General features: G+C 34.3%; 28 protein-coding genes. 9 read left to right on the forward strand and 19 right to left on the reverse strand.

Annotated features, from left to right (window positions below):
• Positions 1 to 21: 21 nt before the first annotated feature.
• From H6F39_RS06455 to hisF, 3 genes are all read right to left on the reverse strand, one after another.
• Positions 22 to 708, reverse strand: coding sequence for a hypothetical protein (locus H6F39_RS06455; RefSeq protein WP_137909251.1), 687 nt, complete (start codon positions 706 to 708; stop codon positions 22 to 24).
• 158 nt (positions 709 to 866) lie between these two features.
• The gene (locus H6F39_RS06460) at positions 867 to 1058 is read right to left on the reverse strand and encodes a hypothetical protein (protein ID WP_028084026.1); all 192 of its coding nucleotides are present in this window, start codon (positions 1056 to 1058) and stop codon (positions 867 to 869) included.
• 100 nt (positions 1059 to 1158) lie between these two features.
• On the reverse strand, positions 1159 to 1932 hold the full coding sequence (hisF, locus tag H6F39_RS06465; protein ID WP_137909252.1) for an imidazole glycerol phosphate synthase subunit HisF: 774 nt from the start codon (positions 1930 to 1932) through the stop codon (positions 1159 to 1161).
• 560 nt (positions 1933 to 2492) lie between these two features.
• Here hisF and ruvB point away from each other — a divergent pair.
• From ruvB to H6F39_RS06485, 4 genes are all read left to right on the forward strand, one after another.
• Positions 2493 to 3593 (forward strand): Holliday junction branch migration DNA helicase RuvB, encoded by a 1101-nt coding sequence (ruvB, locus tag H6F39_RS06470; RefSeq protein WP_137909253.1) that lies wholly within the window; start codon positions 2493 to 2495, stop codon positions 3591 to 3593.
• 98 nt (positions 3594 to 3691) lie between these two features.
• A complete protein-coding gene (locus H6F39_RS06475; protein ID WP_190396410.1) occupies positions 3692 to 6115 on the forward strand; it encodes a hypothetical protein in 2424 nt (807 codons plus the stop codon).
• A gap of 175 nt (positions 6116 to 6290) precedes the next feature.
• Positions 6291 to 7091: a tetratricopeptide repeat protein gene (locus H6F39_RS06480; RefSeq protein ID WP_137909144.1), complete on the forward strand. Its 801-nt coding sequence runs from the start codon at positions 6291 to 6293 to the stop codon at positions 7089 to 7091.
• A gap of 42 nt (positions 7092 to 7133) precedes the next feature.
• The gene (locus H6F39_RS06485) at positions 7134 to 7271 is read left to right on the forward strand and encodes a type I restriction enzyme endonuclease domain-containing protein (protein WP_190396411.1); all 138 of its coding nucleotides are present in this window, start codon (positions 7134 to 7136) and stop codon (positions 7269 to 7271) included.
• A 28-nt stretch (positions 7272 to 7299) separates the two neighbouring features.
• Here H6F39_RS06485 and H6F39_RS06490 read toward each other — a convergent pair whose 3' ends face one another.
• Positions 7300 to 8088 carry a TIGR01548 family HAD-type hydrolase gene (locus H6F39_RS06490; protein ID WP_190396412.1) on the reverse strand — a complete coding sequence of 263 codons (789 nt, stop codon included), beginning with the start codon at positions 8086 to 8088 and terminating at the stop codon, positions 7300 to 7302.
• A 107-nt stretch (positions 8089 to 8195) separates the two neighbouring features.
• Here H6F39_RS06490 and H6F39_RS06495 point away from each other — a divergent pair, with 107 nt between their 5' ends.
• From H6F39_RS06495 to H6F39_RS06505, 3 genes are all read left to right on the forward strand, one after another.
• Positions 8196 to 8537, forward strand: coding sequence for a hypothetical protein (locus H6F39_RS06495; RefSeq protein ID WP_190371264.1), 342 nt, complete (start codon positions 8196 to 8198; stop codon positions 8535 to 8537).
• A 20-nt stretch (positions 8538 to 8557) separates the two neighbouring features.
• Positions 8558 to 8794 carry a DNA-directed RNA polymerase subunit omega gene (locus H6F39_RS06500; RefSeq protein ID WP_137909147.1) on the forward strand — a complete coding sequence of 79 codons (237 nt, stop codon included), beginning with the start codon at positions 8558 to 8560 and terminating at the stop codon, positions 8792 to 8794.
• A gap of 140 nt (positions 8795 to 8934) precedes the next feature.
• A complete protein-coding gene (locus tag H6F39_RS06505; RefSeq protein WP_137909148.1) occupies positions 8935 to 9300 on the forward strand; it encodes a hypothetical protein in 366 nt (121 codons plus the stop codon).
• A gap of 85 nt (positions 9301 to 9385) precedes the next feature.
• On the opposite strand, the gene H6F39_RS06510 is transcribed toward H6F39_RS06505, so the two are convergent.
• A complete protein-coding gene (locus H6F39_RS06510; protein ID WP_190396413.1) occupies positions 9386 to 10246 on the reverse strand; it encodes an alpha/beta hydrolase in 861 nt (286 codons plus the stop codon).
• Positions 10247 to 10698: 452 nt separating this feature from the next.
• On the opposite strand from H6F39_RS06510, the gene H6F39_RS06515 reads away from it, so the two are divergent.
• Complete coding sequence (locus H6F39_RS06515) at positions 10699 to 12195, forward strand: HlyD family efflux transporter periplasmic adaptor subunit (protein ID WP_190396414.1); 1497 nt, start codon at positions 10699 to 10701, stop codon at positions 12193 to 12195.
• Positions 12196 to 12344: 149 nt separating this feature from the next.
• The gene (locus H6F39_RS06520) at positions 12345 to 13940 is read left to right on the forward strand and encodes an SDR family NAD(P)-dependent oxidoreductase (RefSeq protein ID WP_190396415.1); all 1596 of its coding nucleotides are present in this window, start codon (positions 12345 to 12347) and stop codon (positions 13938 to 13940) included.
• A gap of 80 nt (positions 13941 to 14020) precedes the next feature.
• Here the strand turns inward: H6F39_RS06520 and H6F39_RS06525 are convergent, their stop codons facing one another.
• The 14 genes from H6F39_RS06525 to H6F39_RS06585 all read right to left on the reverse strand — a co-directional run bounded on the left by H6F39_RS06525 (position 14021) and on the right by H6F39_RS06585 (position 26744).
• Positions 14021 to 15400: a carotenoid oxygenase family protein gene (locus tag H6F39_RS06525; RefSeq protein WP_190396416.1), complete on the reverse strand. Its 1380-nt coding sequence runs from the start codon at positions 15398 to 15400 to the stop codon at positions 14021 to 14023.
• 158 nt (positions 15401 to 15558) lie between these two features.
• A complete protein-coding gene (locus tag H6F39_RS06530) occupies positions 15559 to 15894 on the reverse strand; it encodes a XisI protein (protein WP_137909152.1) in 336 nt (111 codons plus the stop codon).
• Positions 15882 to 16298, reverse strand: a complete 417-nt coding sequence (locus H6F39_RS06535; protein ID WP_190371260.1) for a XisH family protein — start codon at positions 16296 to 16298, stop codon at positions 15882 to 15884. Before H6F39_RS06535 ends, H6F39_RS06530 begins: the two co-directional genes overlap by 13 nt.
• Before the next feature lie 213 nt (positions 16299 to 16511).
• Positions 16512 to 17579, reverse strand: a complete 1068-nt coding sequence (locus tag H6F39_RS06540; RefSeq protein ID WP_190396417.1) for a glycosyltransferase family 1 protein — start codon at positions 17577 to 17579, stop codon at positions 16512 to 16514.
• Between the two features lie 12 nt (positions 17580 to 17591).
• Positions 17592 to 18446 (reverse strand): glycosyltransferase, encoded by an 855-nt coding sequence (locus H6F39_RS06545; RefSeq protein ID WP_190371258.1) that lies wholly within the window; start codon positions 18444 to 18446, stop codon positions 17592 to 17594.
• 66 nt (positions 18447 to 18512) lie between these two features.
• Entirely contained in the window at positions 18513 to 19430 is a 918-nt protein-coding gene (locus H6F39_RS06550; RefSeq protein ID WP_190371257.1) for a glycosyltransferase family 2 protein, read from the reverse strand.
• 16 nt (positions 19431 to 19446) lie between these two features.
• Positions 19447 to 20865, reverse strand: a complete 1419-nt coding sequence (locus H6F39_RS06555) for a bifunctional 2-polyprenyl-6-hydroxyphenol methylase/3-demethylubiquinol 3-O-methyltransferase UbiG (protein ID WP_190371256.1) — start codon at positions 20863 to 20865, stop codon at positions 19447 to 19449.
• Positions 20866 to 21234: 369 nt separating this feature from the next.
• Positions 21235 to 22269 carry a rhamnan synthesis F family protein gene (locus H6F39_RS06560; protein WP_190396418.1) on the reverse strand — a complete coding sequence of 345 codons (1035 nt, stop codon included), beginning with the start codon at positions 22267 to 22269 and terminating at the stop codon, positions 21235 to 21237.
• 25 nt (positions 22270 to 22294) lie between these two features.
• Positions 22295 to 23188, reverse strand: a complete 894-nt coding sequence (locus tag H6F39_RS06565; RefSeq protein ID WP_190371254.1) for an NAD(P)-dependent oxidoreductase — start codon at positions 23186 to 23188, stop codon at positions 22295 to 22297.
• A 31-nt stretch (positions 23189 to 23219) separates the two neighbouring features.
• Positions 23220 to 23867, reverse strand: a complete 648-nt coding sequence (locus tag H6F39_RS06570; protein ID WP_190371253.1) for a hypothetical protein — start codon at positions 23865 to 23867, stop codon at positions 23220 to 23222.
• A gap of 262 nt (positions 23868 to 24129) precedes the next feature.
• Positions 24130 to 24729: a Uma2 family endonuclease gene (locus H6F39_RS06575; RefSeq protein WP_190371252.1), complete on the reverse strand. Its 600-nt coding sequence runs from the start codon at positions 24727 to 24729 to the stop codon at positions 24130 to 24132.
• A gap of 372 nt (positions 24730 to 25101) precedes the next feature.
• A complete protein-coding gene (locus tag H6F39_RS06580; protein ID WP_190371251.1) occupies positions 25102 to 25788 on the reverse strand; it encodes a Uma2 family endonuclease in 687 nt (228 codons plus the stop codon).
• A 59-nt stretch (positions 25789 to 25847) separates the two neighbouring features.
• The gene (locus H6F39_RS20600) at positions 25848 to 25964 is read right to left on the reverse strand and encodes a DUF29 domain-containing protein (protein ID WP_137909159.1); all 117 of its coding nucleotides are present in this window, start codon (positions 25962 to 25964) and stop codon (positions 25848 to 25850) included.
• A 24-nt stretch (positions 25965 to 25988) separates the two neighbouring features.
• Positions 25989 to 26744 carry an ABC transporter ATP-binding protein gene (locus H6F39_RS06585; protein WP_137909160.1) on the reverse strand — a complete coding sequence of 252 codons (756 nt, stop codon included), beginning with the start codon at positions 26742 to 26744 and terminating at the stop codon, positions 25989 to 25991.
• Positions 26745 to 26930: the final 186 nt, after the last annotated feature.

Raw genomic sequence — 26930 nt, forward strand, 5'->3', positions numbered from 1 at the left:
TCTAATGATTGTATTTTGATTTTAACTCTTATTCTGTAACTTTTTCATTTCCTGTTGCACATCTAAGGAAATTTGTAAAGCTTCATTTAATAATTTACCATGTTCTGTGGCTTCCTCTGTAATTTGCATTGAGGCTAAAGCTGCTAAATTATTAGCAAATAAATCAGAATTGGTAATAATAAAACTTTTATTCTCTCGCAAAATTCTCTCAGTCTTTAAAGCGCGGATTAAATCATTCCTCGTTAGTTCTAGTGCTGCTAATACTTTTTCTCTTTCTTGTATACTCACTCCTAAATTACCAGCATCCTCGATTTGGTCATTAATATCTATAGCTTTAATCACGGAATTATATCTTTCTACATCATTTAATAAAATCCGTAAAGAATTTGTCTGATGTTGTTTGAGAAACCTACTTTTTCCTTTCCATAGTAAATACAATATAGTTTGTATACTTCCCCCCGTCCATAAGGTAAATACAATCAATGGTATCCAAAATGATGATTTTACCAAGAGATATATAAAAACGCAAATAGAAAGTCCTGCAAAAACTAAAGTTGGATTTTCTGTTCCTTTAACTTTTTTTAGCAATTGTCTACTTAATTCCTGAATAATATCGGTAATAATTATTAATTTATTATTAACAGGTAAGTTAGTCAATTTTTGCAGTTCCTCATGACTAATATCCAATTCCTCTAAATCATCTCGCACAGTTACTAAATCCTTAACATACTAGTGATTTAGTTTAATATAACAATTGAATTTCTCTAATGGCTATAGATAACTCTTAATTCTGTTGATGATAACTATCTATATATCATTTCCTAGTCCACCGAATCATTTTGACCTCTATTTTAATTAAGATCTAATTAAGAAATTTGTAACAAATAGCTCATACAGTGTCCCATTAGAAAATAGACCACCAGCATTGCTACTGCGGCTAATGCCACTATCATACCAGCTAACATGAAAGAAAATTCTTTATGCTCAAAAGCTTTTTCCATCAGGTGTAGGGACCATGCTACAAGCGCCACATCAAAGATTAAAATAGGAATCAACATATTTCTTAATATTTCTTCATAGTAGTACCATTATCTTAACACTCTTTCAGAAAACTGTGTTTGATGTTCGACGGCGGTAGTTGGTCGCTATGATCTGATATCAAGCAGGAAGACGAACAGGAACATTACGTTCTTGCAAATAATTCTTAATTTGTGCTACGCTGAGTTGTCCAAAATGTAACAATGATGCTAACAGTGCGGCTTCCGCTTTACCTTGAGTTAAAGCAGTGTGAATGTGTTCACAGTTTCCAGCACCACCAGAAGCAATGATGGGAATTTCCACAGCATCAGCGATCGCTTTTGTCAAGTCCAAATCATAACCAGCTTGAGTACCATCAGCGTCCATACTTGTGACTAATAATTCTCCAGCCCCCCTTTTTGTTACTTCTTTAGCCCACTCTAAAGCATCTATACCAGTATTTTCTCTACCACCGCGAACATATACATCCCAGCCCGGATTCTCCGTATCAGGTCTGCATCTAGCGTCAATAGCTACAACAATACACTGATTTCCAAAGCGATCGCTGGCTTGATTAATTAAATCTGGGTTTCTGACCGCCGCCGAATTAATACTAACCTTGTCAGCCCCGGCTCGTAATAAATCTTTAACATTTTCTAAGGTTTGAATTCCTCCACCCACGGTCAAGGGAATGAAGACCTGTTCAGCAGTCCGGTAAACCACATCAATAATCGTGTTTCTGTCTTCATGAGTGGCTGTAATATCTAGAAATACTAACTCATCAGCACCAGCTTCATTATAAACCCTGGCCAGTTCTACCGGATCACCCGCATCCTTGAGATCAACAAAGTTAATTCCTTTGACAACTCTGCCAGCTTTGACATCTAGACAAGGTAAGATTCTTTTAGACAACATAATACTTTTTTGCTCCTGGTAATTGCTAGGAATTTTAATTGTAAAGGCAATTGGGGAATAGATGACAAGAGTGGATCAAGATCCAATGGGTTTTGTCCAGACTCAAATATACTAAAGGAGGTATGGGTGTAATTGCAAAATAGGACTGAATAATTATCAATTACTCTTTTAGTGTTCCGGGTTAAAACTGCAAATTTTCAGAATTACTAACTATCAACCCTGTAAGTAGTGATGCAAAATAAATTGTATATTTAAAATAGAGAAACCACCAATAGAGAATAAAGAAACCACCAATAGAGAACAGACAATAAATCCAGATACTTTATGATATTTTTTGTTTCTAAAATAGAGAATTAATTTGACTCAAATACTTATCTACTAAGTCAGATAAATTACCTTAAAAAGTAAATACAAATGTTTATGTAAACATTTATATTTTTTGGCATTGTCACTGGATTGAAAGTAACCGTAAATATCCTATACTGGTGTTAGATCCTGACTGCTGTAAAGGTTTAGCGGTGCTAAATCCCGATTTCTGAACTTCTGAATTAGCGAAAATTATGGCAATTATCTCCTCCAAAAAACAGCCTCCAGAACCCAACAAAGAAGTAAAACAGCCACAGAAATCAGCCAAAGTACCTGCTGCTGAAAATCTGTTACAGTCAGAAGCTGCTATTAATGAACAAGGTAAACCAGAAGAAAGTATACGTCCCCAGCGTTTTGCTGACTACATAGGACAACAGGATTTAAAGGATGTTTTAGATATAGCCATTAAAGCAGCCAAGTCGAGAAGTGAGGTCTTGGATCATTTGTTATTGTATGGACCTCCGGGTTTAGGTAAAACCACAATGGCCATGATTTTAGCATCAGAAATGGGAGTAAACTACAAAATTACCAGCGCCCCAGCTTTGGAAAGACCACGGGACATTGTGGGGTTATTGGTCAACCTCAAACCGGGAGATGTGTTATTTATAGATGAGATTCATCGTCTATCCCGGATGACAGAGGAGATCTTGTATCCAGCGATGGAAGATTACCGCCTAGATATTACCATAGGTAAGGGTTCTAGCGCCAGAATTAGAAGTATACCTTTATCTAAATTTACCTTAGTAGGTGCGACAACTCGCGTCGGAGCTTTAACTTCACCATTACGCGATCGCTTTGGCTTAATTCAAAAGTTACGCTTTTATGAAGTTGAAGAACTAACTCAGATTGTTCTCCGCACTGCTGAATTATTAGAGACCGCAGTTAGTTTAGATGGGGCTACGGAAATAGCTAAACGTTCACGGGGAACACCAAGAATTGCTAACAGACTCTTAAAAAGAGTCCGTGATTATGCGGAAGTAAAACTCTTAATAGAAATTAACGAAGCTGTAGCAGCAGAAGCATTACAGTTATTTCAAGTTGATCCTTGTGGCTTAGATTGGACAGACAGAAAAATGCTCAGTGTAATAATTGAAAACTTTAATGGTGGTCCAGTGGGTTTAGAAACCATTGCTGCTACTACCGGGGAAGACACCCAAACCATTGAAGAAGTTTATGAACCGTATCTAATGCAAATAGGTTATTTAAGCCGAACACAAAGGGGTAGAATAGCGACAAAAGCAGCTTATCAACACATGGGTTTTAAGCCATCTAAGGAGCAGTTATCATTATTGTAAGTGGATTCAAAGTAAAAATCTAAAAATCTAGATCCCTCACTTCTTAAATAATTCGGGTATATGCTATAATCACTACTTGACAAGTAACACCAGCAAAGATGAATAATCACCAGTGGCTAAAAGTTAGCGAGTATGTATGCTTAGGGTTGTCAATATTAGGAATAATAGTAGCTACAGTGACGCAACAAGTAGCTTATGGGTTTATTCCCTTGTGTTTAAGTGTGACTTTAAATTTAGTTAATCGTCCTCAGTTTCATTATTCCCAATTACAATCACTTGAGCAATTACAGACAAATTTGCAAAATACAGATGAAGAATTTGATCAACTAAATAAAACCATGAATACATATAATCAACGACTAGAACAAATCGAAACTTGGAGACAACAATTAAGTCAAATTATTGACCAGAAGATTGAAATTGCAATTAATCAAAGTTTGGGTAAAATCGAGACTTATAAACAAGAAATTAGTCAAATTATTGACGAGAAAATTCAAATCCCAATCCAAAAATTGAGTACAGAATTTAACGCAGTTAATCAAGAAATTCAAATTGTCAATAATCGTTTACAGCAATTAGATACTTCCCTAGAAAACTTGAGTTCCCATCTTGAAAAAGATGAATATTTAAACAATATTGCTGAATTGAAAACTGAATTATCATCACTTAATCAACAGATACAAGTCTTTAATTCCCGATTTACAGAAATTGAAACCTTTATGGACACTTTCCATAGTGACCATCAAAACAATTTACAGCAATTAACAGAATTAAATAATAATCAACAAAATCAAAATAGGGAACTTTCCCAGATTAATCAACAAATTGCAGTGATTAATTCCCGATTTACAGAAATTGAAACCTTTATGGACACTTTCCATAGTGACCATCAAAACAATTTACAGCAATTAACAGAATTAAGTAATAATCAACAAAATCAAAATAGGGAACTTTCCCAGATTAATCAACAAATTGCAGTGATTGATTCCCGATTTACAGAAATTGAAACCTTTATGGAAAGTGACCATCAAAACAATTTACAGCAATTAACAGAATTAAATAATAATCAACAAAATCAAAATAGGGAACTTTCCCAGATTAATCAACAAATTGCAGTGATTGATTCCCGATTTACAGAAATTGACAACTCAACAGAGAAATTACATCAAACAATTTCAGAAAACAACCAAGAAATAAGTGAAATTAAACAAAAGCAAGAAATTGAAACTTCCCAAAATCATCACATCCTTGATGTGATTACCCAACAATTAACAAAATTAGATGCGTTAACAGAATTAGATAATTTATTTACAGCTTTGGTACAACCGTTACAGGTAGAAAATAAATCAAATTTACAACCAAAGCCAATCATGGAAGAAACAAGCCAAAAAATAGAGGAAATTTCCCAAATTAATAACTTGGATTCCATTGAAAATTCTCTTAACAAATCCTGGGAAAAATTGGATGTATTAGGGGGATTAAATACTTTGTTCAACCCGTTACAGATAGAAAATGAATCAAATTTACAACCAAAAGATAATGATCAAGAAACAGCAGAAACACTAGAACTAACCCCTCCCAAATCTCTAATAGATGAGAAAACTGGAAAATTAGTATTTTTTAGTAATCTCAAAACACATAAAAATAAAGTTCTCTCCGTAGCCTTTAGTCCAAATGGTAAACTTTTAGCAAGTGGAAGTGATGATAAAATCATTATATTGTGGGATTTAGCAACCAAGAAACATTCTATTTTAGAAGGACATGGAGATGGAGAATATGGTTGGTCTAGGGGAATTAATTCAATAGCTTTTAGTCCAGATAGTCAGTTTTTGATCAGTGGAAGTGATGACAAAACAATTAAATTATGGGACATAAATCTAGGACTAGCAATTTTCACATTTATCGGACATGAAGAGAAAGTGTATGCTGTCGCATTTAGTCCCTTAGGAAAACTGATAGCTAGTGGTAGTAAAGATAAAACCGTAAGAATGTGGTCACTAGAAACAAGAAAAGAAATTTACTCTTTTCAAGGTCATACAGATGAAGTTTTATGTGTAGCTTTCAGTCCCGACGGTAAACTATTAGCTAGTGGTGCGGGTGGTCATGATAAAACCATCAAAATTTTAGTATTAGCTGAAAATCAAGTCAAAACATTAAGAGGACATTCTGATTGGTTTGGAGGAATTACTTCCCTTGCGTTTAGTCCAGACGGGAAAACTTTAATTAGCGGTAGTCAAGATAAAACTATTAAACTTTGGGATGTAGAAACTAGTCAAGAAATAAGAACCTTATCGGGACATTCTGATCATATTTCTTCCCTAGCTTTTAGTCCCAATGGTCAAATATTGGCTAGTGCGAGTAAAGATAAAACACTGAAAATATGGACAATAGACAGTGGAGAAGAAATTTCCAGTATCAAGTACCATGATTCAGTAATTAACTCAATTGCTTTTAGTCCAGATGGTAAAGTATTGGCTGCGGGGAGTGAAGATAGAACAATTGCTTTGTTTCCTTTAGAGTAAATTCTCAGTAATTATAAAGGAGATATTAACACCTTTTTTATTTTTTTTATAATTACATCTGGTTTATAATTACATCTGGGTACTCTCGATCTGGAGTGGTTTGTAAAAAAAAACCGCCATTTGCCACTCTTTGTTATATTATTAATATAAATATTGTTGCATATCACTTACTTAGATGATTAAATTAATTAGCATTTTCCTGAGTTTGTTAATGGTTTTTAGTTGGAATACACCCGTTATGGCACAAACTCAAACTATAACCGCAGAAGAGTTACAAATAGGAGACGAATTAGCTACTAAGGCCTTTATAGCCACAAATAAAGGTGATTTTGTCACAGCAGAAACTTATTGGACACAAATCATTGAAAAATTTCCCAGCAATGCAGGAGCATGGAGTAATCGTGGTAATTCTCGTGTTAGTCAAAATAAATTAACAGCAGCATTAGCTGATTATAATAAAGCCGTAGAACTTGCTCCCAATGTGACAGATCCTTATTTAAATCGCGGCACAGCATTGGAAGGTTTAGGGAGATGGGAAGAAGCGATCGCCGATTATAATCGTGTGTTAGAATTAGATCCCCAAGATGCCATGGGCTATAATAATCGCGGTAATGCTAAAGCAGGTTTAGGACAATGGCCAGCAGCCATTTTAGATTACCAAAAAGCCACAGAAATCAACCCCAATTTTGCCTTTGCTAGAGCCAATTACGCCCTAGCTTTATATGAAACTAATCAAATAAAAAAAGCAATTCGGGAAATGCGAAATATAGTCCGTAAATATCCCCGGTTTGCTGATATGCGAGCCGCGTTAACAGCAGCCTATTGGGTGACAGGAAATAGAGGTGAAGCCGAAAGTAATTGGGTAGCAGCCTATGGATTAGATATTCGTTATAAAGATATAAATTGGGTGACAAATATCCGCCGTTGGCCGCCAAGTATGGTATTAGCCTTAGATAAATTTTTGAAATTAAAATAAGAACATTTCCCAAATTAAGAACCGGAAAACTCAGGTGGACTGATGACGCAAGTAGAACTGAAGCAAAGTATTATACTGCATAAATATCGCTATCCTCCTGATATGGAAGCTCTAGCAATGGAACTGGTTTTAGAACAAGCCAAAGTTTTTACTGAATTTGAGGTTTCCACACAACATTGATTACAGCATTTTGGGACATGATGTAAAATTATGATTCTAATTTGGAAATTGTCTTAATTGTTAGTTCTTGTACATTATTAAATACGATATTTGCCCCAGATTTCATCAGCATTTCTGCATAATGCTCACGTCCCGCTGCTGTTTCCTGAACGTGAGGAGGTAACACTCCCACACTCAACCAAGTCCGTGAATTATCTATAGCTTTGGCTTTGGCCACGGTATACATATCTGCTACTGTGTCTCCCACATACACAACTGTTGATTTTTGATCATTACCATTTGTTAACAGGTTAATACTAGCAAAAAGCCCCGTAGGATCTGGTTTACCGGGTGCATCTTCCATTGCAATTAATACAGGAGCTTTTAAACCCAACCGTTTTTCTAAGACATATTTAGCACTCAACCGAGTCGCACCACTAAAAAAACCCCAAGCAATACCACTTTGCGTTAATTCTTGAAAATAACTAGGCTCTACTAATAAAGACTCATGACAAATATAACCATTCCAATTTTCAGGATCTGTACCTCGATAACGGCTTTGAAAATAAGTAACAATCTCTTTATAATCTAATGATAGTTGTTCCCGCTCCTGTCCTTGACTGACAAAATGACGGCAAATTAACTCCCAGGAGGCTTCCCAATCATTATTCCAGATTCCCTCTGATTTGAGGTGGTCAATGTCTATTGCTGTGGGACGATAGGCTTGTCCGGTAAAATATTCTACCGTATCTGATAGCGCTCGACGATAGGACCCACTCACATCACGGATAACGCCATCTATATCAAATATAACGATAGTTCTTGTGTTTACGGTCATGGCAGTTACAGCAAAAGTAATATCTACAAAATTTTACAGTAGTCCAATTTGATTAGGGCGTGTTACGACTATATAATATGGTAAATCAGTGGCAAACAACATAAAAAATGGTAACTCTCGTTGTCCTGATTAACATTCTTATTTCCCTCCTACTTCTTTGTCTAGCTCAAAAATTATGGCAAGCCAAGGATGCTCTAACACTGATAGCAGATTTATTTAATGAATATGAACGCGCTAGTTATGCAGTGCTACATACAGCAGTAGATAATATTTATCTAGTTCAAGAAGATATTCAGAACCTCAACTTAAAAAATCAGATACTTCAACAGCAAATCCAACAAATACAGCAAATTATCAGCCTGATCATTCTCATTAGGCAAATTTCCGCAGGATATTGGTTAAAAAATAAAAATCATCCTAAATTCAAAAATCCGAGTAAACTGGGATAGAATCTCCAGAGTCGTCAATTATGCTTAAGCGTTCTAAATTCGAGGCAACTCAGTCTCAAATCATGCACCGTGCTGAAGAACTAATTAGTGCGGCCTCAAATCGCTACCGCATTACGGTGCGAGTTGCAAACCGTGCTAAACGCCGACGTTATGAAGATTTTGAAAATAACGAAGATTCAATAATGAAGCCCGTATTGAGAGCAATTATTGAAATGTCTGATGAATTAAATCAGCCGGAAATTATCGGTGAACTATAATTTAAACCTCATTCTCTGCTAGGGAATAACGGTTTGACCAGCCTTTCTCCGACCAGGAGAGAGGTGAGGAAGTTCACCGCAGATAAATCTGTACTTTGGTGGAGTAGGAAATGGTATAAATAAATTGAATTTCACTCAATATGGCGGATAAAAACTTAGAAACTCTAATTATAAAAATTGTCAAAAAGGTAATTAGAAAAGAGATAAAAAATCAAAATCAGGATCATCAGCCAATCATCGTTACTGGATCTAATTCTACATTAGATAATTGGCAAAATCCAGAGCCAACAGAAGAGATTATTGATGATTTAGAAATTAGTCCTTACATTAGATTACCTGAGAAAGAAGATATAGAACTGGAGCGGAAATTACGAGAACTCAAGTTTAAACAAGAATTGAGAAAAGATTGGATTTCCTTTCTGGTGAAAGATGTAATTGTCTACTCAGCAACTATGATTTTTATTTTGGTACTTGCTGGTTTTTATCTATTTCGTATTCATGATTAGTTTGAAAATCGAGATTTCACAACCCCGGACTTGTGAGAGAATTCCGGGATATTGTTGTGGAGATTTATTGAGGTTTTGTGACAGTTTAGTGTTTATTCATCCAATCCACTAAATCAGTGATTACCTCAAGATAATTAATATCATCATGTAAATTATGATAACCACCAGGGTATTCAATTCTTAACTTATCTGGATAATTCACCTTTTCATAAAAGATTTTACTTCCTGCTGGTAAAGCGATTCTATCAGCACCACCATGTAAAATTAACAGTGGTACTTGCCATTTTTCCGCGTGAGTGTGAATCCAATCTACTGTAGCAAAAAACTCTGTAGATAACCTAGCAGTAGCGAGGGTATGACGTAATTTATCTTGAGTATAGGAATCTAAAATTTTCTGATTTCGTGAACCCGCGCTAAAATCTAAGCCAATATGCAAGGAAAAACGCGGCCAGACGCGGGAAAATAACTTACCTAAAACTACGCGACTCAGTGGTACTCCTACTTGACCAATACTAGGTGAAAAACCAATCACACCCGCTAATGTAGATTGATCTTTGACATAATGGAGAGTATAATCTAATGCAATTACTCCCCCCAAGCTATGTCCCAACAGGAAAATCGGGTATCCTGGTTGTTGCTGTTGAATTAACTTGAGAAAAGCTTGTAAATCATCACGAAATTCAGCCCAAGTATTAATGTAACCTCTTTGACCGGATGAACGTCCATGACCACGTAAATCGAAGGCATAAACCGCATATTCTCTGGGTAACAAATGCTCAACTATGGTTTTGTAAAGTCCGCTGTGTCCTCCCAACCCATGTACAATGGCTAATATTCCCCTGACTTCCCCCCCAGGATGCCAGCTTTGGTAATATAAGTCAAGCCCACCCACACCTGAAAATTTGCCTTCTTGGCGAGATGCAATCGCGTCGCTGTGGTAAATCATATAGTTAATTGGTTATTTCCTTGGCTAGTAAGCTACTAGCTGATTAAAATACATTGTAGAGAAAATTGCTTCTAACTGTAGAAAGAAATACAGATAATTTTTCTCAAAACTCTCATGTTTTTAAAATCCCCGATTTATTTGAGAAGTCGGGGATCTGGATATGTTAAAAGTGGTGACATAGATAACAGTATTTTATATTCCCATAGATTACCATTAAATATTTAGTTATTTAGTCATTTAGTCCTTGTTTATTGGTCATACAAATTATTAAGTTCGGTTCGGCGTTTTCTCCTTGAGAATTTATAGCGGTTCTTTTGTTAATTCCAGATATAAAAACCCGTCGGAGGAAAAGATTTTCTCATGTAAGTGCATACCGTTATAGTTTTATAAGCCTTAGATAAAATTGGGATAACTCAATAAAAAACAACTAACAAACCCCAGCAATTATGAATATGAAATTTTCCCTAGCTGCAAATGCTGTACAAGCGCGTCAGACAAAAGAGCGATTTGCTAAACCAGAAGAAAAATTGTCTTATGAATTGGGTAAAGCTGTACAGGAATTACCACCACTTTACACAAGATTGTTAGCAGGAACAATTAGTGTTGTCATATTTGGCGCAATTTCCTGGGCGCATTTTTCAGAAATTGATGAAGTAGCCACAGCAACAGGAGAATTAATTGCTTCTACCCAAGTTAGACCAGTGACAGCTTTGGGCAATGGTTCTATTTTAGCAGTAAAAGTCAAAGAAGGCGATCGCGTTACTAAAGATCAAATTTTAATTCAACGTGATCCCAATTTTCAACAAACAGATGTTAACCGTTTAGCTAAATCTAGTCAATTAATCGAAGACGATTTACAACGATTACAAGCCGAACGTTCTGGAGGAAAAACTGCGGGAACAATCATCCAAGATGAACTTTTAAACTCCCGTTTATTAGACTATAAAGCCAAGCAAGCAGCAGCAGCAGCCGAAGCCAAACGACAACAATCAATTATGAATCAAGCCCAAGTTAGATTAAGTCGTTTACAGGAAAATTTGGCCAATGCTAAAATCACTTTTAGCAATGTTCAAAAAAACTTAGAAAATACAAAAAGCCTGCGCTCTATGTTAGATAATAATTTACAAATTGCCCAACAAAGAGAAGAAAATCTGCGGACTTTAATGCAACCAGGCGCTTTACCCAGAGTTGATTACCTAGAGGCTCAGGAAAGATTAAATCGTGCCAAGACAGAGATGATTAGAAGTGCAGATGAAATCACAAAAACTCAAAATAATCTCACAGAAGCCAAAGATAAAATTACATCTTTAGAAAAAGACATTGCTGCTCAAATTCAAGAAATTAATCAAGCAGAACAAGCCTATCAAACAGCACGTAATCAAAATATCCGTTTAACCTCAGAACGTCAAAGTGAAATTCTCACCCAAATCAACAAACGCAAAGAAGAATTAACCACTGTTGCTGGTCAATTAGAACAAGCTAGAAAACAAAAAGACGGAGAAACTATTAAAGCCCCATTTGCTGGTACAATTTACAAAATTAAAGCTACTAAAGGTCCAGTACAATCTGGAGAAGAACTATTATCAATTTTACCAGAAGGGGAAGAAATGCTCCTAGAGGTAAAAGTTCTTAACCGTGATATTGGCTTTATTAATCAGGGAATGAAAGCGAAAGTTAAAATCGCTACTTTTCCCTTTCAAGAATTTGGTGTAGTTGAAGGTCAAGTATTACAAATTAGTCCTAATGCGACAATTGATAAAGAATTAGGTTTGGTTTTTCCCACCAGAATTAAGTTAAGTAAACATTCTTTAAATGTGCGCGGAAAAGAAGTAGAATTTAATCCCGGAATGGTTGCTAACGCCGAAATTGTCACTCGCAAAAAATCGGTTTTGACCTTCATTGTTGAACCTATCACTCGACGTTTCAGCGAGGCATTTTCCGTGAGATAATCATCGCAGGGAACTTTAACTTTAGTTAGTTCCTTGCTAATAGCTTAACTTTTTCAGATTATCTATTAGAGACTGGAGAAAACTGGAAAAAATTTCAATTTTTGTTATATAATGTAGATAATAAATCAAGGTTTACAAGAGGTTTAATAATGCAAGTTTGTCTAGTTACAGGTGGTAATTCTGGTGTAGGTTTAATGACGGCTGTAGGTTTAGCCAAATTAGGTAATCATGTATTTATTGCTTGTCGTTTAGCAACTAAAGCAGCAAAAGCTATAGAATACATTCAGCAAACGACAGGGAATCAAAACGTGGAATTTTTACCCCTTGATCTAGCTTCCTTAGATTCAGTTCGCAACTGTGTTACAATATTCAATAGTAAAAACTTACCCCTGCATATATTGGTCAATAATGCCGGCATATTTAACCGCAGAGGTACAACAAAAGAAGGTTTTGAACTTATTTGGGGAACTAATTATTTAGGTCACTTCTTATTGACTTATTTATTATTAGAAAAAATGCAAAAATCTGCACCAGGTCGCATTATTATGATATCCTCAGATTTAGCATTATCTCCAACTAGTATTAACTGGGATTTATTAGTTAAAAAAACACCATTAAATTTTCTCAACCTCTATGCCATTTCTAAACTCTGCTTATTGCTATTAACCCAAGAACTTTCTCAACGATTAAATAATTCTCAAATTACTGTTAACGCAATTCATCCAGGTTTTGTGCAATCAAATATTACTATCTGGCATCATTTTAGTAAATATTTAGGTTTAGGCATTTCCCCAGCAGCTGGAGCATATAGTACCCTAATTTGTACTACTTCTCCAGATTATCAAGATATTACCGGAAAGTTCTTAGACCGTCATAACCAAGAAATTCCATTACCCAAAATAGCGCGAAATCAAGCAATATTACAGCAATTATGGCAACGTAGTTTATTATGGACTGGTTGCAATCAACAGCAGAATTTACAAACAATTAATTATCATGAAAATGATGGTATTTGGGGACCTAGTTCCCTGAATTTAGATAACAACGAACTAGAGGAAATTACAAAACATATTTTAAATAAAGTCTTGCCCAGATTTCCAAAGAAAATATTATTTACTCAACTATTATTATCATTAATCAAATTTGATTTTGGATCTTTTTTGCTGATCATACTTCAAGGTTTTAAAAAATCTTTTTACATGGAAAGACATTTAGATTCACCCATAATCATGCAATTATGTCACAATGAAAGCTTATTAGAAAAGCTGACTGAATATTTAGGAGAAAATTTGGTATTATGGCGCTCAGAATTGTGGGTAAATTATCCTTCCCAACAATTAATTCCTTTGTGGCACCAAGATTCTTATCCCAAATTACTCCAAGGAAATGGTAAAACTATTCATGCTTATATAGCTTTGACAGAAGTTAATGAACATAATGGTTTTGAATATATACCTCATAATGATTCTCAAAAGTGTCAGATAAAAATGACAGATCCTTTTAGTGGTAATCACTTTTTTGATATCCCTCATGAAATTGAAAAAAAAGCTATTCCTGTAGTCCTAAAACCTGGAGAATTTGTCTTATTTACCGACAACCTTATACATCGTTCTATCCGTAATCAGAGCGGTAAATTACGGCTTTCTTTAACATTGAGGTTAACTCAGCTTGGGGTAGAAATTCTACCTGGTTATACGTCTAATGATCACAAACCGATAATTTTACAATCTCAAAAAAAAAGGTAAGACTAACTTAACCTCACCCTTACCTTAGTGAATATTTCGTAATTAGTTAAAAAGTTAAAAACCTTCCTGTTGCTATCCTCCTAATAGGATATCCAGGTACCATGAAATCCATAGGGTACACGCTGAGGAATAATTACCCGCGCTATGGGTTCGCTGGTCATATCTTCAGCATTAATAACTAAGAGTTCCGACCTTTGGGAATTTTCATCATAAACAAATGTCATCAACCATCCTGCATCTTCAGCAGTAGCATTAGGAGATGGTACAAATACTGATTCTCCACCATGACGATTTTTACCAAATTCATGGGTTTGGGATGTACCCTTTTCAAAGTCGTATTTAATGACACCCTCAAATAAAGGATTTTGAGAATATACTATTTTTCCCACGTAGCCATACTGATTTTTTCTACCTAACAGGTTTTCATTAACACGGGGAAATTCTCCAGGTACATCATCTAATTGTTCTTCCGTGACTCTACCCGTGGAAAGGTTAAAGCGCCAACGGTGTAAAAAAGGGATACCTTCTAGGGGATCACTGTATGTATCATTAGAAATAAGGACATTAGTAGAATTCATGCGACAAGCAATAAGTACCACCTCGTCTCCAGCTTCGTAAGCGTTGAGGGTGTGGAAGACATAGCAAGAAGGACATTCAAACCAGCGAATATTGCTGTTGTCACCATGACGAGGTATGATACCAAAGCGACTGGGACGATCTTTTTCAAACATTAACATTGGTTCTCCCCGCTGCATTCGTTCCACGCTAAATGTGAGAGGTAAATCCATGAAAATGCTATAATTTTCCGTAATGGCGAAATCGTGCATCATTACAGCCATTGGTATTTCTATTGGTACTGTTGATAATAGCTCACTTTGGGCAGAAACTATGCCATATTGTAGATAAGGCGGTCTAAAACCGTAACCAAAAAACATCATTTCCCCTGTCACTGGATCTACCTTGGGATGGGCAGTAAAAGCAGAAACTAGTTTATCATTATAAGTGTATTCTCCAATAGTCTCTAAATCAGGAATACTAATATGATGGGGCGCACCTCCTTCCCATAATGCTAAAAGTTGTTTATTATGCCATACAAGGGCTGTATTAGCAGTATTTTTACTAATACCGTGGGGGTTGTCTAATTGTGGTGGTTCTAACATTCCAGTCCATATAGCCTTACCCGCTTCATGTTCAATATTCCATCCCTTCGTTCTCACATAACGATTTTTGTAAGTAGCTTTACCATGATGAAGCTGTACACCATGCAACATTCCATCACCATCAAACCAGTGATATTGACCAATGGGATTTCGTTGGGGGTTGGGACCATTACGGACAAACATCCCTGATAATTCTGGAGGTAATTCTCCAATTACTTCTAAGGTATCAGTGGTAATTTCCGTGTTTATGGGTGCAAAATTCCCTTGTAAATAGGGATTTGCTGCTGCTAATGTGGTCATAATCAGTCCATTAAATAAGAGAACTGTAATTAATATAATTATGTTTTGCTATTTCTGCCAGAAAAAACCGTAACATCTTGACTGTTAAAGTCAGAATGAAAGATTAGTGAGTAATGGCATTTCTCATTTTTAGCGCGTAGAATGTTACAAACCTTCCCTTACTGCACTGCATAAGGTGTAAATTGCCGTTTAAAAGCAGAATGAAAACCAAGAACAATATCTGAATTTGGTACACCCATTTGCACTAATCTTTCAGCTATAGATTCCTCAGTTCCGTTGTACTGAATCCAAATTTTGCCGTCTTCAATGTCAAAGTGCATCACTGGTCCAAACACTCGTTTATCCCCTTGCCATCCGATATAATTGAGTTGGTAATGGTCATGTTCACTATCAAATATTAGTTGTGCTTTGACTGTATCATTGGTGGTACAAATCTGGGCGTGTTCTGTTAAAATTTGTGTGATAAATTGTCTATACTTTTCTATTTTATCCATTGTCGAACTTCCTCCTGTTTGGGATCATAAATTATCAGCTTGACTTGATATCGCTGTAGCATTCGTTGGATAAATGGAAGTTGAAAAAAGTCGTAATAAGTCTCAAAAGGAATGGCTAAGTAAACAATTCGGTTTGGTTCTTGTTCTTCAAGTGCTTGGCTATAGTTAAGATATTGACCTAATGCTGTATGGAAACTACTGATATCTGAATCTCCAATAAAGCTTTTAATTTCTACAGCAATTTTTTCTGAGTCCCTTTCTGCGGCTATGGTGGTTTCTGCGGCTAAATCAATTTGGAGTTTGACTGCTTCACTAATGCGAATCGTCAAGGGGTCATGGGTAATATTCCATCCTTCTTTTATTAAAGCATTTTTTACCTGTTGGTGAAAAACATCTTTTGCCATTGTTTTTGTGTGAATATGAGTTAAAAATCATTTGTATTTCAAGATTTAGTTTTTTTTCTTCTCCTAGTTTATCATAATTTTATGATACAGCACTTCCCGGTGTTATGAGGTACATATATTAATGATAAAAATCTTGTAGTGCGGGCATCTTGCCCGCACAAAGTGTACCTCACTCAAGTTAAACTTGCTGTATCATTTGAATGTGAGATATCCTCAAAGATATTGTTTCAAAACCTCAACTGTGGCCAGTCCCGTTTTTTCCCAACTAAATTGATTTACTCTTTTTAAACCTTGTTCTGAAAGTTGTTTTCTAGTTTCTGAATCATTAATGATCATTTTCATTGCTGCTGTAATTTCTTCTATATGATAGGGATTAATTAAAATAGCCCCATCTCCCGCAACTTCTGGAAGCGAGGAAATATTAGAAGTAATAACGGGAGTACCACAAGCCATAGCTTCTAAAACAGGTAAACCAAAACCTTCCCAAAGTGTGGGGAAAACTAGCGCAATTGCTTGATTAATTATTATTGGTAATTCGTCGTAAGGTACATAGTTAAGGAATTTTACTAAATGATTTATGCCTAATTCTTGAGTTTGGATTTCTAACAATGGGGAATAACGTTTATCGTAGGGACCAGCTAACCATAGTTCATAGTCATTTCTGTTAGGTAGTGCAGAAAAAGCGGTAATTAATCTTTGCAGGTTTTTGTAAGGATCTTGACGACCGATATATAGGAAGTAATTGCGGGTGGGGAGGTTGAGAAATTGGAAATGTGAGGAATCATAAGCTAGGGGAATTGGTGTGATTTTATTACTAGGAATATGGAAAAAATCAACTAAATCTTTAGCTGTTGCGTAGGAATTACAAATAATGTGTTGTGCTTGGTTAAGAACTTGGGGAACATAGTAAAGATGATATGGTGTCAGCGGTGAAAACCGTTTCGGAAAGCGTAATGGGATCATATCGTGGGACATGACAATAAAACGACAGTTAGTGTATAAAGGTGCTTCGGGGATAGGGGAAAATAAAAGTTGAGATTTCAGCTTTTGATAGATTTTTGGGAGTTGGAATTGTGTCCAAATTAAGCGGTTTAAATGTCCTTTTGTACCATCAGCAGGGGTAAGATTATTGGGGACTGAATAGCAGTTATAATTAGGGTATTTTTCTGATGTTAATAGTGTAGGATTGAGAGATGTTAAATGAGGTATAAGATTAAACGCATAAGTGCTAATACCTGTAGGTTTGGTCAGTAAAAATGAAAGATTAATCAGTAATTGCATTTTCTTATAATATCAACTATTATTCTTTCGGTTATTTCTAACATAATCATATATACCATAAATTTTGCCAAATGCTATTTTAGGCTGAGTTGGAAAAAGGATAATAGCAAAAAGAATCAGTCTGCTAAGTCTTAATATTATAATTTGTATATTAGTATATTTTTCTAATGTTAATAAATAACTATAGGTACTATACCTAATTTTATTAAACATATTTCTATTAGTGATTGATGATGGTTGATGTATGACACTAAACTTTTTAGTAATGCCTATTAAATGTCCTTGATTAGCATAATGTCTGCAAAAATCAAAATCCTCATAATATAGGAAATAAGCATAATCAAATAAAGGACATTCAGAAAAATTCTTTAAATTAATTATTAAACTACAACCTGAAACCCAATCACAATTAGTATAATCTGTATCTGTATTAGTTAATAAATCTACTTCTAAAATCGCGCCATTTTCAGGAATAAACTGACCACCAGCAAACCATATTTTGTTTTCAGGAGTATAAATAATTGTCCCTAAAATTGATAATTCTGGATGTGAATCGAAAAATAATTGAGCTTGTTCTAAAGTATTTCCTGGTAAATAAGCATCTGGATTAATTATCCAAACAATTGCTTGTTTATCTTGATTGTAAATCCATTGTAGACCTAAATTACAAGCACTAGCAAAACCAAGATTTTTTTCTGCTTCAATAATTATTGTTGATTGATTTTTAAGTTTATTAATTGAATTATCATCAGGTGAATTATTAATGATAATAACTTGATAGTTACTATCTGAACAAGATGGCAGAGAACCTATTAATTTAGTTATTAGATTGGTCGAGTAATAGTTAACTGTTAAAAAATATATCATAATAAGTTTCTTTTAAAATAATTATTTTAGAACAAATATTTAAACGTTGTGTAATGAGGATATTAATTACCAAGTCTTACCAAGTTTACCTATGAAGCCATGATAAGTTCCTAATAGACAAGCCCATATTTTTAATTGTTTATCTTCAGAATCATATAGCATTATTTTTAAAATAGTAAAATTCATATATTTGATTCTTTTAAAGAAACTAGTCAAACGATAATAACCTTGTGAAAATCTGGTTTCTAAATAAGTATGATTCCGACATATATAATAATGGCGTAAAGCTGAGTATTTTTGTAGATAACGTTTTTTATGAAAAAATTTTACTTCTACAGGATTGCCAAAATTATGGTACATAATTGCTTGAGTGACAATCAAATTATGAAAACCTTTTTTTGTAAGTCTTAAACCATAATCAAAATCAACACCATCAATAAACAAGTCAGCACAAGGAGGAGAAATAGTTTGAGCAGCCGCTAAAGAAATTAAAGATCCAGAAGTTATTGGTGAATCACATTCATAAAAATCAACATTACTATCATGTTTAACTCCTATGAAATGATCATAATCAAAAATTGCACCTTCTATAATTTTACAGGATCTAGCGTCACAAGGAGTAGGAGCGATAATACCAATTTTGTAATTATGTTTTTGAAATAATTGATAATAGGTTTTGAGTAAAATCTCTAAGCAATTTGGTGTAGGAATACTATCTTGATCAAATGTCCATAGAAAATCATATTTTTGATCAATAGCCCATGCTAATGCTTTTACTAAACCTTCGGAAATTCCAATATTCTGGGGATAGTGATGAATTAATAATAGATTCCTATTACTATGAAGTAGTAATGGTTTTTCAGAGTTATCTACTATATATATAGCTATAACTTTAATTGATTGGGCTTCAATAGCTTGAATACACCTATTAGCGGATTCTTGATCTTGATAACAAGTTATATAAGCGGCTACTTTTGATTGCATAGCTTTAATATGATAGTTAAATAGAAAATTCTTCTGCTTTCTGAATAAGTTCAGCTAGTAATCCACTAGAAGCAGAAAATTGAGGATAGTTTGTAGTCAGCTCCTGAGTACAAGCAGAGAAATTGATTAGATCGCGATCGCGTAGAAAGATCACAGACTTTTGTAAAAGACAATCGGGTATCAGTCTAGAATCAATCTCCAAAGAATCCTGAGCAATCATAACTAATAATTGTTCCAAGATAGCTAAAGCTTCTGCTCCTCTATTTGCGTGTATGTGTAAGATTGCTAATCCAAAGCAAAATCGCGGATATAATCGAAAATACTCGCAAAACCATGTCAGAGCTAAGGGATTATCTTTTAAACTGACAAATAAAGATGCTAAAATGGCAGTGGCTTTTTTTCCAGCGTCTATCAATAACAAAAGATTACTCTGTAGATCTTCTTTACCATCATTGAGAGTAAGATTAGTCTTATAAAATAAAAACGCGTAAAGATTAAAACTGACTTTTCGTTGTGTAAACAGTTCTAAAATAGATAGTGGGTTGGCACATTCAAGGATATCATGAGGATCAATAGAAGCTAAAGCCTGATTAACAGTAATATCAAAACATTCTTGATAAAGAAGTTCATACTTTTGTTGAATTTCCTTAGCATTTTTAAAATCACCATCATTAGTTAGTTCTCTCATCAAACGATAAGCAGTACCTAACTGAAAACGAGTGATAAGTTTGTCCCGATAATTGTGATTATTATTTTTTATAAAACCAGGTAAAATTTTATTTATAATAGTTACTAGCTGGTTTTTTGTATGATTTTTATCATTTTTAAGTAGAAGAAATAGAAATTTTAAATAACAGCTTCTAGCTTCATCATTAGTAACAAAATTAAAGTTTTTTAAATCTCTATGATGACTAAAATAAATAATTAAACTAGCATCTTCTTCAAAAATTTTATATTGAGAAATACCACATTTTTTTAATAAAAATATTATCGATTCTCGATTAAATAAACAAAGATGCTGTCCAGGATTTAGTAAAGCCATAGCTTTGATATCTGAATTATCTTTTTTATCTAAACACTCATGTAAATATTGATTATTAGGTGTAGTTAAAACAGCAATCCCTTCAGGTTGTAAATTATTACATAAAGTCTGAAGATAATCATAGGGATATGGAATATGCTCAATCACTTCTGATGAAAAAATTACAGTATATTTTTCTGGGGATGAGTTTGATGAGAAATATTCATTAATAATGTTCACATCCATCACTTTTGAACCGATTTTTCCGTATTCCCCTGGTTCGTAGCCGATAGCATTTGCGCCCATTAAACTACTAGCAAATTTGACAGAATAGCCAAAACCACAACCCACATCCAAAAAATTATCTAGGTTAGGAATAGAATTAGTAAGTAATGCAATTAAAGGACGAATCATGGATTCTATCCCCGCACCGATATCTACATAAGATTGATAGCCATAATAACCAGCAAGATCACTAGAGTGACTATCAGTATAATCTGGGACGGTGAGTGGATGGGAAAAAACTAATCCGCAAGAACTACACTTAATGTAGTCTTTATGTAATTGATTACCTGAGTAGCTGACTAAATGTTCAAAAATATGTTCATATCCACAGACTGGACATTTAAGAACAGAATTATATTGTTGTTGAATAATTGTATATAGTTCCATTATTTTTACCTCGGTTTGATTTTGACTAGGATTAGTTATATCATCCTCTACTTTACCAGAAAGTTGCCCCTAATTCCATTCATTTTCCTTAGTCTGTCAGTCTTGATTTTCCTAAAGAGATTGATATTTAATATGCAAGAGAGAGGACTGCAACAACTCTTTAGTCTGATCATTGTCAATAAATTTTTCCATAAAATACATAAAATACTTCATAGAAAGCAGTCCATCTGGATTTTTTTCAATTAGATCCCTTTTCAAAACTGGACAACCAGCTAATACAATTAATGGCCACAAACGGTGAGAAGGATTAATATCGTTAAAATCCAGTAAAAATAATTCATCAAATAACCTTTCCCTAGTTTCGCTAAATTCTGGGAGAGGTAAATCCTCAACAATAGATAAAAACCTTTCTAAATTTTCTGTTTTTAATATATCTGATAATGGATATAAACTTTTTAATTTATATCCATTTTTTAACACCATTTGTGTCAGTCCAATCTCACCATTTTCAATAGAAAATCTGCGCGAGTTAATTAAATAATAATTGTCCCAATAATTAGAAAAACATTCAGATTGGGTAACTTTTTGATTAAATTTGAGGCAATAAGATTGCAAATGATAGGCCTTTTGCCAGGATTCAGTTAAACCAATCATATCACTATTATTATCATCCACAAATTCAGCTTGAAAGTGACCATTTCGCAGGTTATTTTCAAGTAATAAAATACTATCATTAATTAAATATAACTGAGAACAGTTACTAAATAAAGCCCTTTTCTTTAAAAAGGAAATACTATCTTTCCAAGCTCCAAAATCCCGACCGAAATTTTTTCTGATGATGAGGGCTGAGAGATTTTTCTCTAGCCACAGTCTAGCTTCTGAAGATACTTTAGTGGTGACAAATATTACATCTATTCTTTGAGATTGAAAAAATAAACAAAGTTCTTTTACTTGTTCTAAAATTAAGCCATGTTTATTATAATGACAAAACAAAACACAGGAGGTAAATCCATGAGTATTTTTATCATAAATCACCTCTTCAACAATCGCTGAATCTATGGCAAAATATTGTATTTTACAGGGGATAATCAGCTTTTTTTCTAAAGTTATTAAAGCTTTTATTACTATTTTTTTTACTGTTTCCAAAAAAATACCCATAGTTTTTATAAACCTAAAAATACTGCTTAATTAAAGATTGAAGACCATCCGCTGTAATAAACTCCCGAAACTCGTCTTCCCAGTGAGGTAAAACTAGACCTGTTTCTTGTTCTAATTTTTGGGAAAGAAGCAAACAGTTGCGAGGACGTTTGACTGTAGTAGAATAACTCTCAATACTTACCGGAGAAATTGACTTGTCAGAAAGCTGTAAAGCACTAACTATAGTGTTAGCAAAATCAAACCAGGAGGAGCTACCTTTTGGTGTTAAATGATAAATACCTCTGAGAGAAAATAATTTCTGATTATTAATCAATTCTGTAATTAATTTTGCTACTAATCTACTAGGAGTAGGCGCGACTATAATATCATTTACCACTTCTAACTGCTTTTGTGTAGCTAGACGATGGAGAAAAGATGTAAAAAAGTTTTTTCGGTTCTGGGAATAAATACCAGAAATTCGGAAAATGGTTGAATGATGGGGAAAATACTGTAATAAAAGCAGGTCAGTGTGAGCTTTTGTCCAACCATAGTAATTAATCGGTGATAATTGATCCTCTTCGATATAGTAACTATTTTTCGCACCATCAAAAACATTGTCTGACGAAAAATGAATCAATTGGATAGAGTGGCGATCACAAAACTCTCCCAATATATGGGGAAGCAGACAATTGAGAAAAAAACCTTTATTTTGGTGATTAGCGATTGCGTCAATGTTGGTAAAACCAACTGCATTAATGATGATTTGTGGTTGAATTTCCCTTAATACAGTTTCTAATTCTTGTAAATAAGAATATAGGTCTAAATCAGAAGAAGATAAAGACACTAATTCCACTGTGGACAGGTGGGATAACTGCAAAGCTAAATCACTACCAATTATACCTGTACTTCCTAAAAGGCAAATTTTCATAAATAACTTCAATAACTTCATCTATAAGTAGTTAAAACTGCATTAAATCAAAATATCCACCTATTTTAAATTCCATCCCAGTATTGATAGATTTAGCACTCACATCATCATTATAATGGCGGTAAGGTATGACTCTAAAATCAAAACTTACATGAGTTGTCCCTTCTTTATTAATCTCATTACCATGAGTACATCCGGTATGATCAAAATGTAATATCTGACCATATTTAATATCCTGAGGTTGAAAATCTCCCTTAGAAGATTCTGATTCAATATATAGAGATTTTGAACCATACATATCAGTAAAAGGTACTAAAAAATTTAGTTCTTCATGGGGATGTCCATACCAACTATCTCGATGATATTCACCTACCCAGACATTATTAGGAAAACCTACCCTAAAGGTGGGTACTTTTTGATAAGCTAAATCATCACCTACATAAGGATGAATCACATTTTGAAGAAATGATAAATACATATCTTTTAAACTACTATTAAAAGCATCATAAAATTTGCGATGAAAAACTGTTAATTGATCGCTTGCACGAGTAAAAAGAGGGTATTCTTCTAACTCATGTAGTTTTTCTAAGGGTAAACCGAATATTTCCTGAATAATCTTAGCAAAGGGAAATTCAATAGTATTATAGTTTATTATGTCCAAGTGCTTTATTGCTGCCATTTTTTATACCTCAAATCGAGTATGGATTTCTTTGTAAAAAAGCGAGAAAATAGGATATAGCGTTTTCCAGTCTAATGAAGTACAAAATTATCTGCGTTTATCTGCGTCCATCTGCGTTCAATTATTACTGCTTGTACCTCACTCGAATGGGAACGGCTATAATTAAGTAAGGCGACACAATAAAATCGAGATATGTTTAGTTTTGTAAAAATCGGGAAGTACCCTGTTGTTGCACAAATTAATCTTTAATTGTTTATCTTTTCTAATCTTCACCTTGACTAAAATCAATGTACTGATAAAGTGCTTTTAAACTCATCTCAAAATCCACAGATTCCAACTTTAAAACTTCTGATTCTCCTCGATAATCAGTTAATAGCCATTTACCTTGTTCATTTTTCACAAACTGTTTAATATAATATTCAGTCTGGGAAATTAAAACATATTCTTGAAAACTGGGAATCGTCCGATAAGCATCAAATTTATCCCCTTGATCATAGTTAGCTGTGGATTTTGATAAGACTTCAATAATCACAAGCGGATTAGTAATAACATTTTGAGTTTTACCTTGATAACTCGCTTTACCTTCCACTACCATCACATCAGGATAAGTATAACGATTAGATGCTTCAATCCATAATTTTACATCTCCTATATATACTTCATAACCTTTATTACCTAAATTAAACAAAAGAAAAGCATAAATTTGTCCTGCTAATTTATTATGATTTGTTGTTCCCCCAGTCATGGCGATAATTTGCCCATTTAAGTATTCATTTTTGCTTTCAGATTCACTTTCTAACTCCAGATATTCTTCTGGGGTATAATAGGTTTTTTCTGTTTGAATAGGAGTGGCTAGAGTCATATTTTTCTCCTTAATTACTTTGTATGATAACTGGTTATTGCCTATTATGTCAAATAATTTAATCAAATCAGAAATTTCTATAGTTTCCAAATTGGTTTATCTTCCTCCTTTTTATAATCAATAATCATTTTAAAAACATCAATACAATTAAACATAGCATCTTCAAGAGTATCCTCTTCCGCAAAAGCACCTAGAATACCAGGTATTCTAGCTAAATAACCATCTTCATTGTTTTCAATAACAACGGAAATTAGTTGGGGGTTGTTTTTTCTGCAAGTTGTCCACAGACTCCATTGTGAATTTTCTCCTGTTGAGTCATATCATTGTGTTTTCTCTAATCCAGAAAATAATATCATTATTAGTGATCATTATTCATAAACTATCAGGGTCAATATTTAACTCTCTCAACTTTTGAGCTAATATAGACAGTTTAGCTTCCGCTTCATTAGCCCTTTGACGTTCTATATCAGTAGATTCACGCTGTGCTTCTAACTCCTTTCTTAATTGTACAGGAGTTAAAAACCTTTCTCCGTCAGGACGATAAATAATTAATTCTCCTTGAGATGTATCAAATTTTATTCCTAACCGGGGACTAATCCAACCATTAATCTGTTCAAGTTGTACCAAAGAGCCATTATTATTGATCCAACCTTCAATTTCATAGGATTCAGGCTCATATATGTAATACTCCTGTACTCCATATTGCTGATAAAATTCTAGCTTACGCTGCATTTCATCATCGTTGTTACTAGTTGAAAGAATTTCAAACACTACTTGGGGTGGTATATTCTCCTCTCTCCATTGACGATAAGATCTACGTTTACCTTTAGGTCTGCCAAATACTACCATAACATCAGGTGCAGTTGGTGTAATCACTTTAGAACGTACTGGATACCATAATAAATCAGCAGCTATAAAAACATTATTTACATCAGCAAACAAAATTTCTAAATTTTCCTTAATAATAACAATCCATTTATATTGTTCCGTATTATCCGCCATTGGTTTACCATCACTGTCAGGGTAGAGTACATCTTCATCTAGTTGTGCTGTAATCATTGTCATATATCCTATTTAAGTGATAATTCCTAGCAGCTGACAATTTTTATAAATGATAATTAACTATATCTATACTCTTGTAATTGGCGATCGCTCAATAATCTAACATTCTCCTCTAACCACAATAAATAATCTCGTTCATACAGTTCTTTTAAGTTTATAGCCTTAGCTTCCATCTTTAAACCTTTCCATATCTACCCTCAATAAGTCACCATTTCAGATTGTTTAACAGTTTCTAAATAGAAATCTACCACCTCCTGTGAATCACCAGCAAATTTAATATTTCCTTGACTTAAATAAATCGCTTTTTTACAGGATGTGCTGACAAACTCTAAATCATGAGAAACAACTAAAACCGTAGCATCATCATCCCAAAACTGATCCATCCTTTGCTTGCACTTGTTCTTAAAACCCTCATCTCCCACCGACAATACCTCATCTAAAATCAAAATATCCGGCTGGACATCAGTTGCAATAGCAAAACCCAAACGAGCCACCATACCCGAAGATAAACCCTTAACTGGAACTAAAGCATAATCTTCTAATTCAGCAAACTCCAAAATAGAACGCGCTCTTGCTTTCATTTCAGTCCTAGAAAAACCCAATAATACGCCATAGAGAAGTATATTGTCCATCACCGAAATATCTGGATCAAAACCTGCTCCCAGTTCAATTAAAGGTGCGACCTGACCCCTAACCCTGACATTACCAACTGTAGGCTTAAGAATACCAGAAATTATCTTTAACAGCGTGGACTTACCAGAACCATTCGCACCAATTATACCTATTTTTTCGCCCTTGTCAACTACTAGGTTAACATTATTTAACACTAACTTTTTCGCAGGTTGGCGATATTTACCCTCTACCACAGATAGGAGCGTTTTTTTCAAATCATAGGAAAATTCCTCTTGAGTCCTTCTCCACAGCGAAACACTATCTAAACGTATTACTTCCATTGACAGCAAATCCATAAACTGATGTCGCTACAGATGAAACAAGTCCATCCCAGAATATAATAATTATGCCACTAGGAGATTGTTTTCAAGATATATGATATTGGCTACGCCAACCTGGCTATCGGCGATTATAAATCGCTAATACACAAACAAAGTCCACCTGCGTAGATTTGCAACCCATAAAAA

The sequence above is a fragment of the Dolichospermum sp. FACHB-1250 genome, from assembly GCF_014696335.1.
In the GTDB taxonomy this organism is placed as follows: domain Bacteria; phylum Cyanobacteriota; class Cyanobacteriia; order Cyanobacteriales; family Nostocaceae; genus Dolichospermum; species Dolichospermum planctonicum.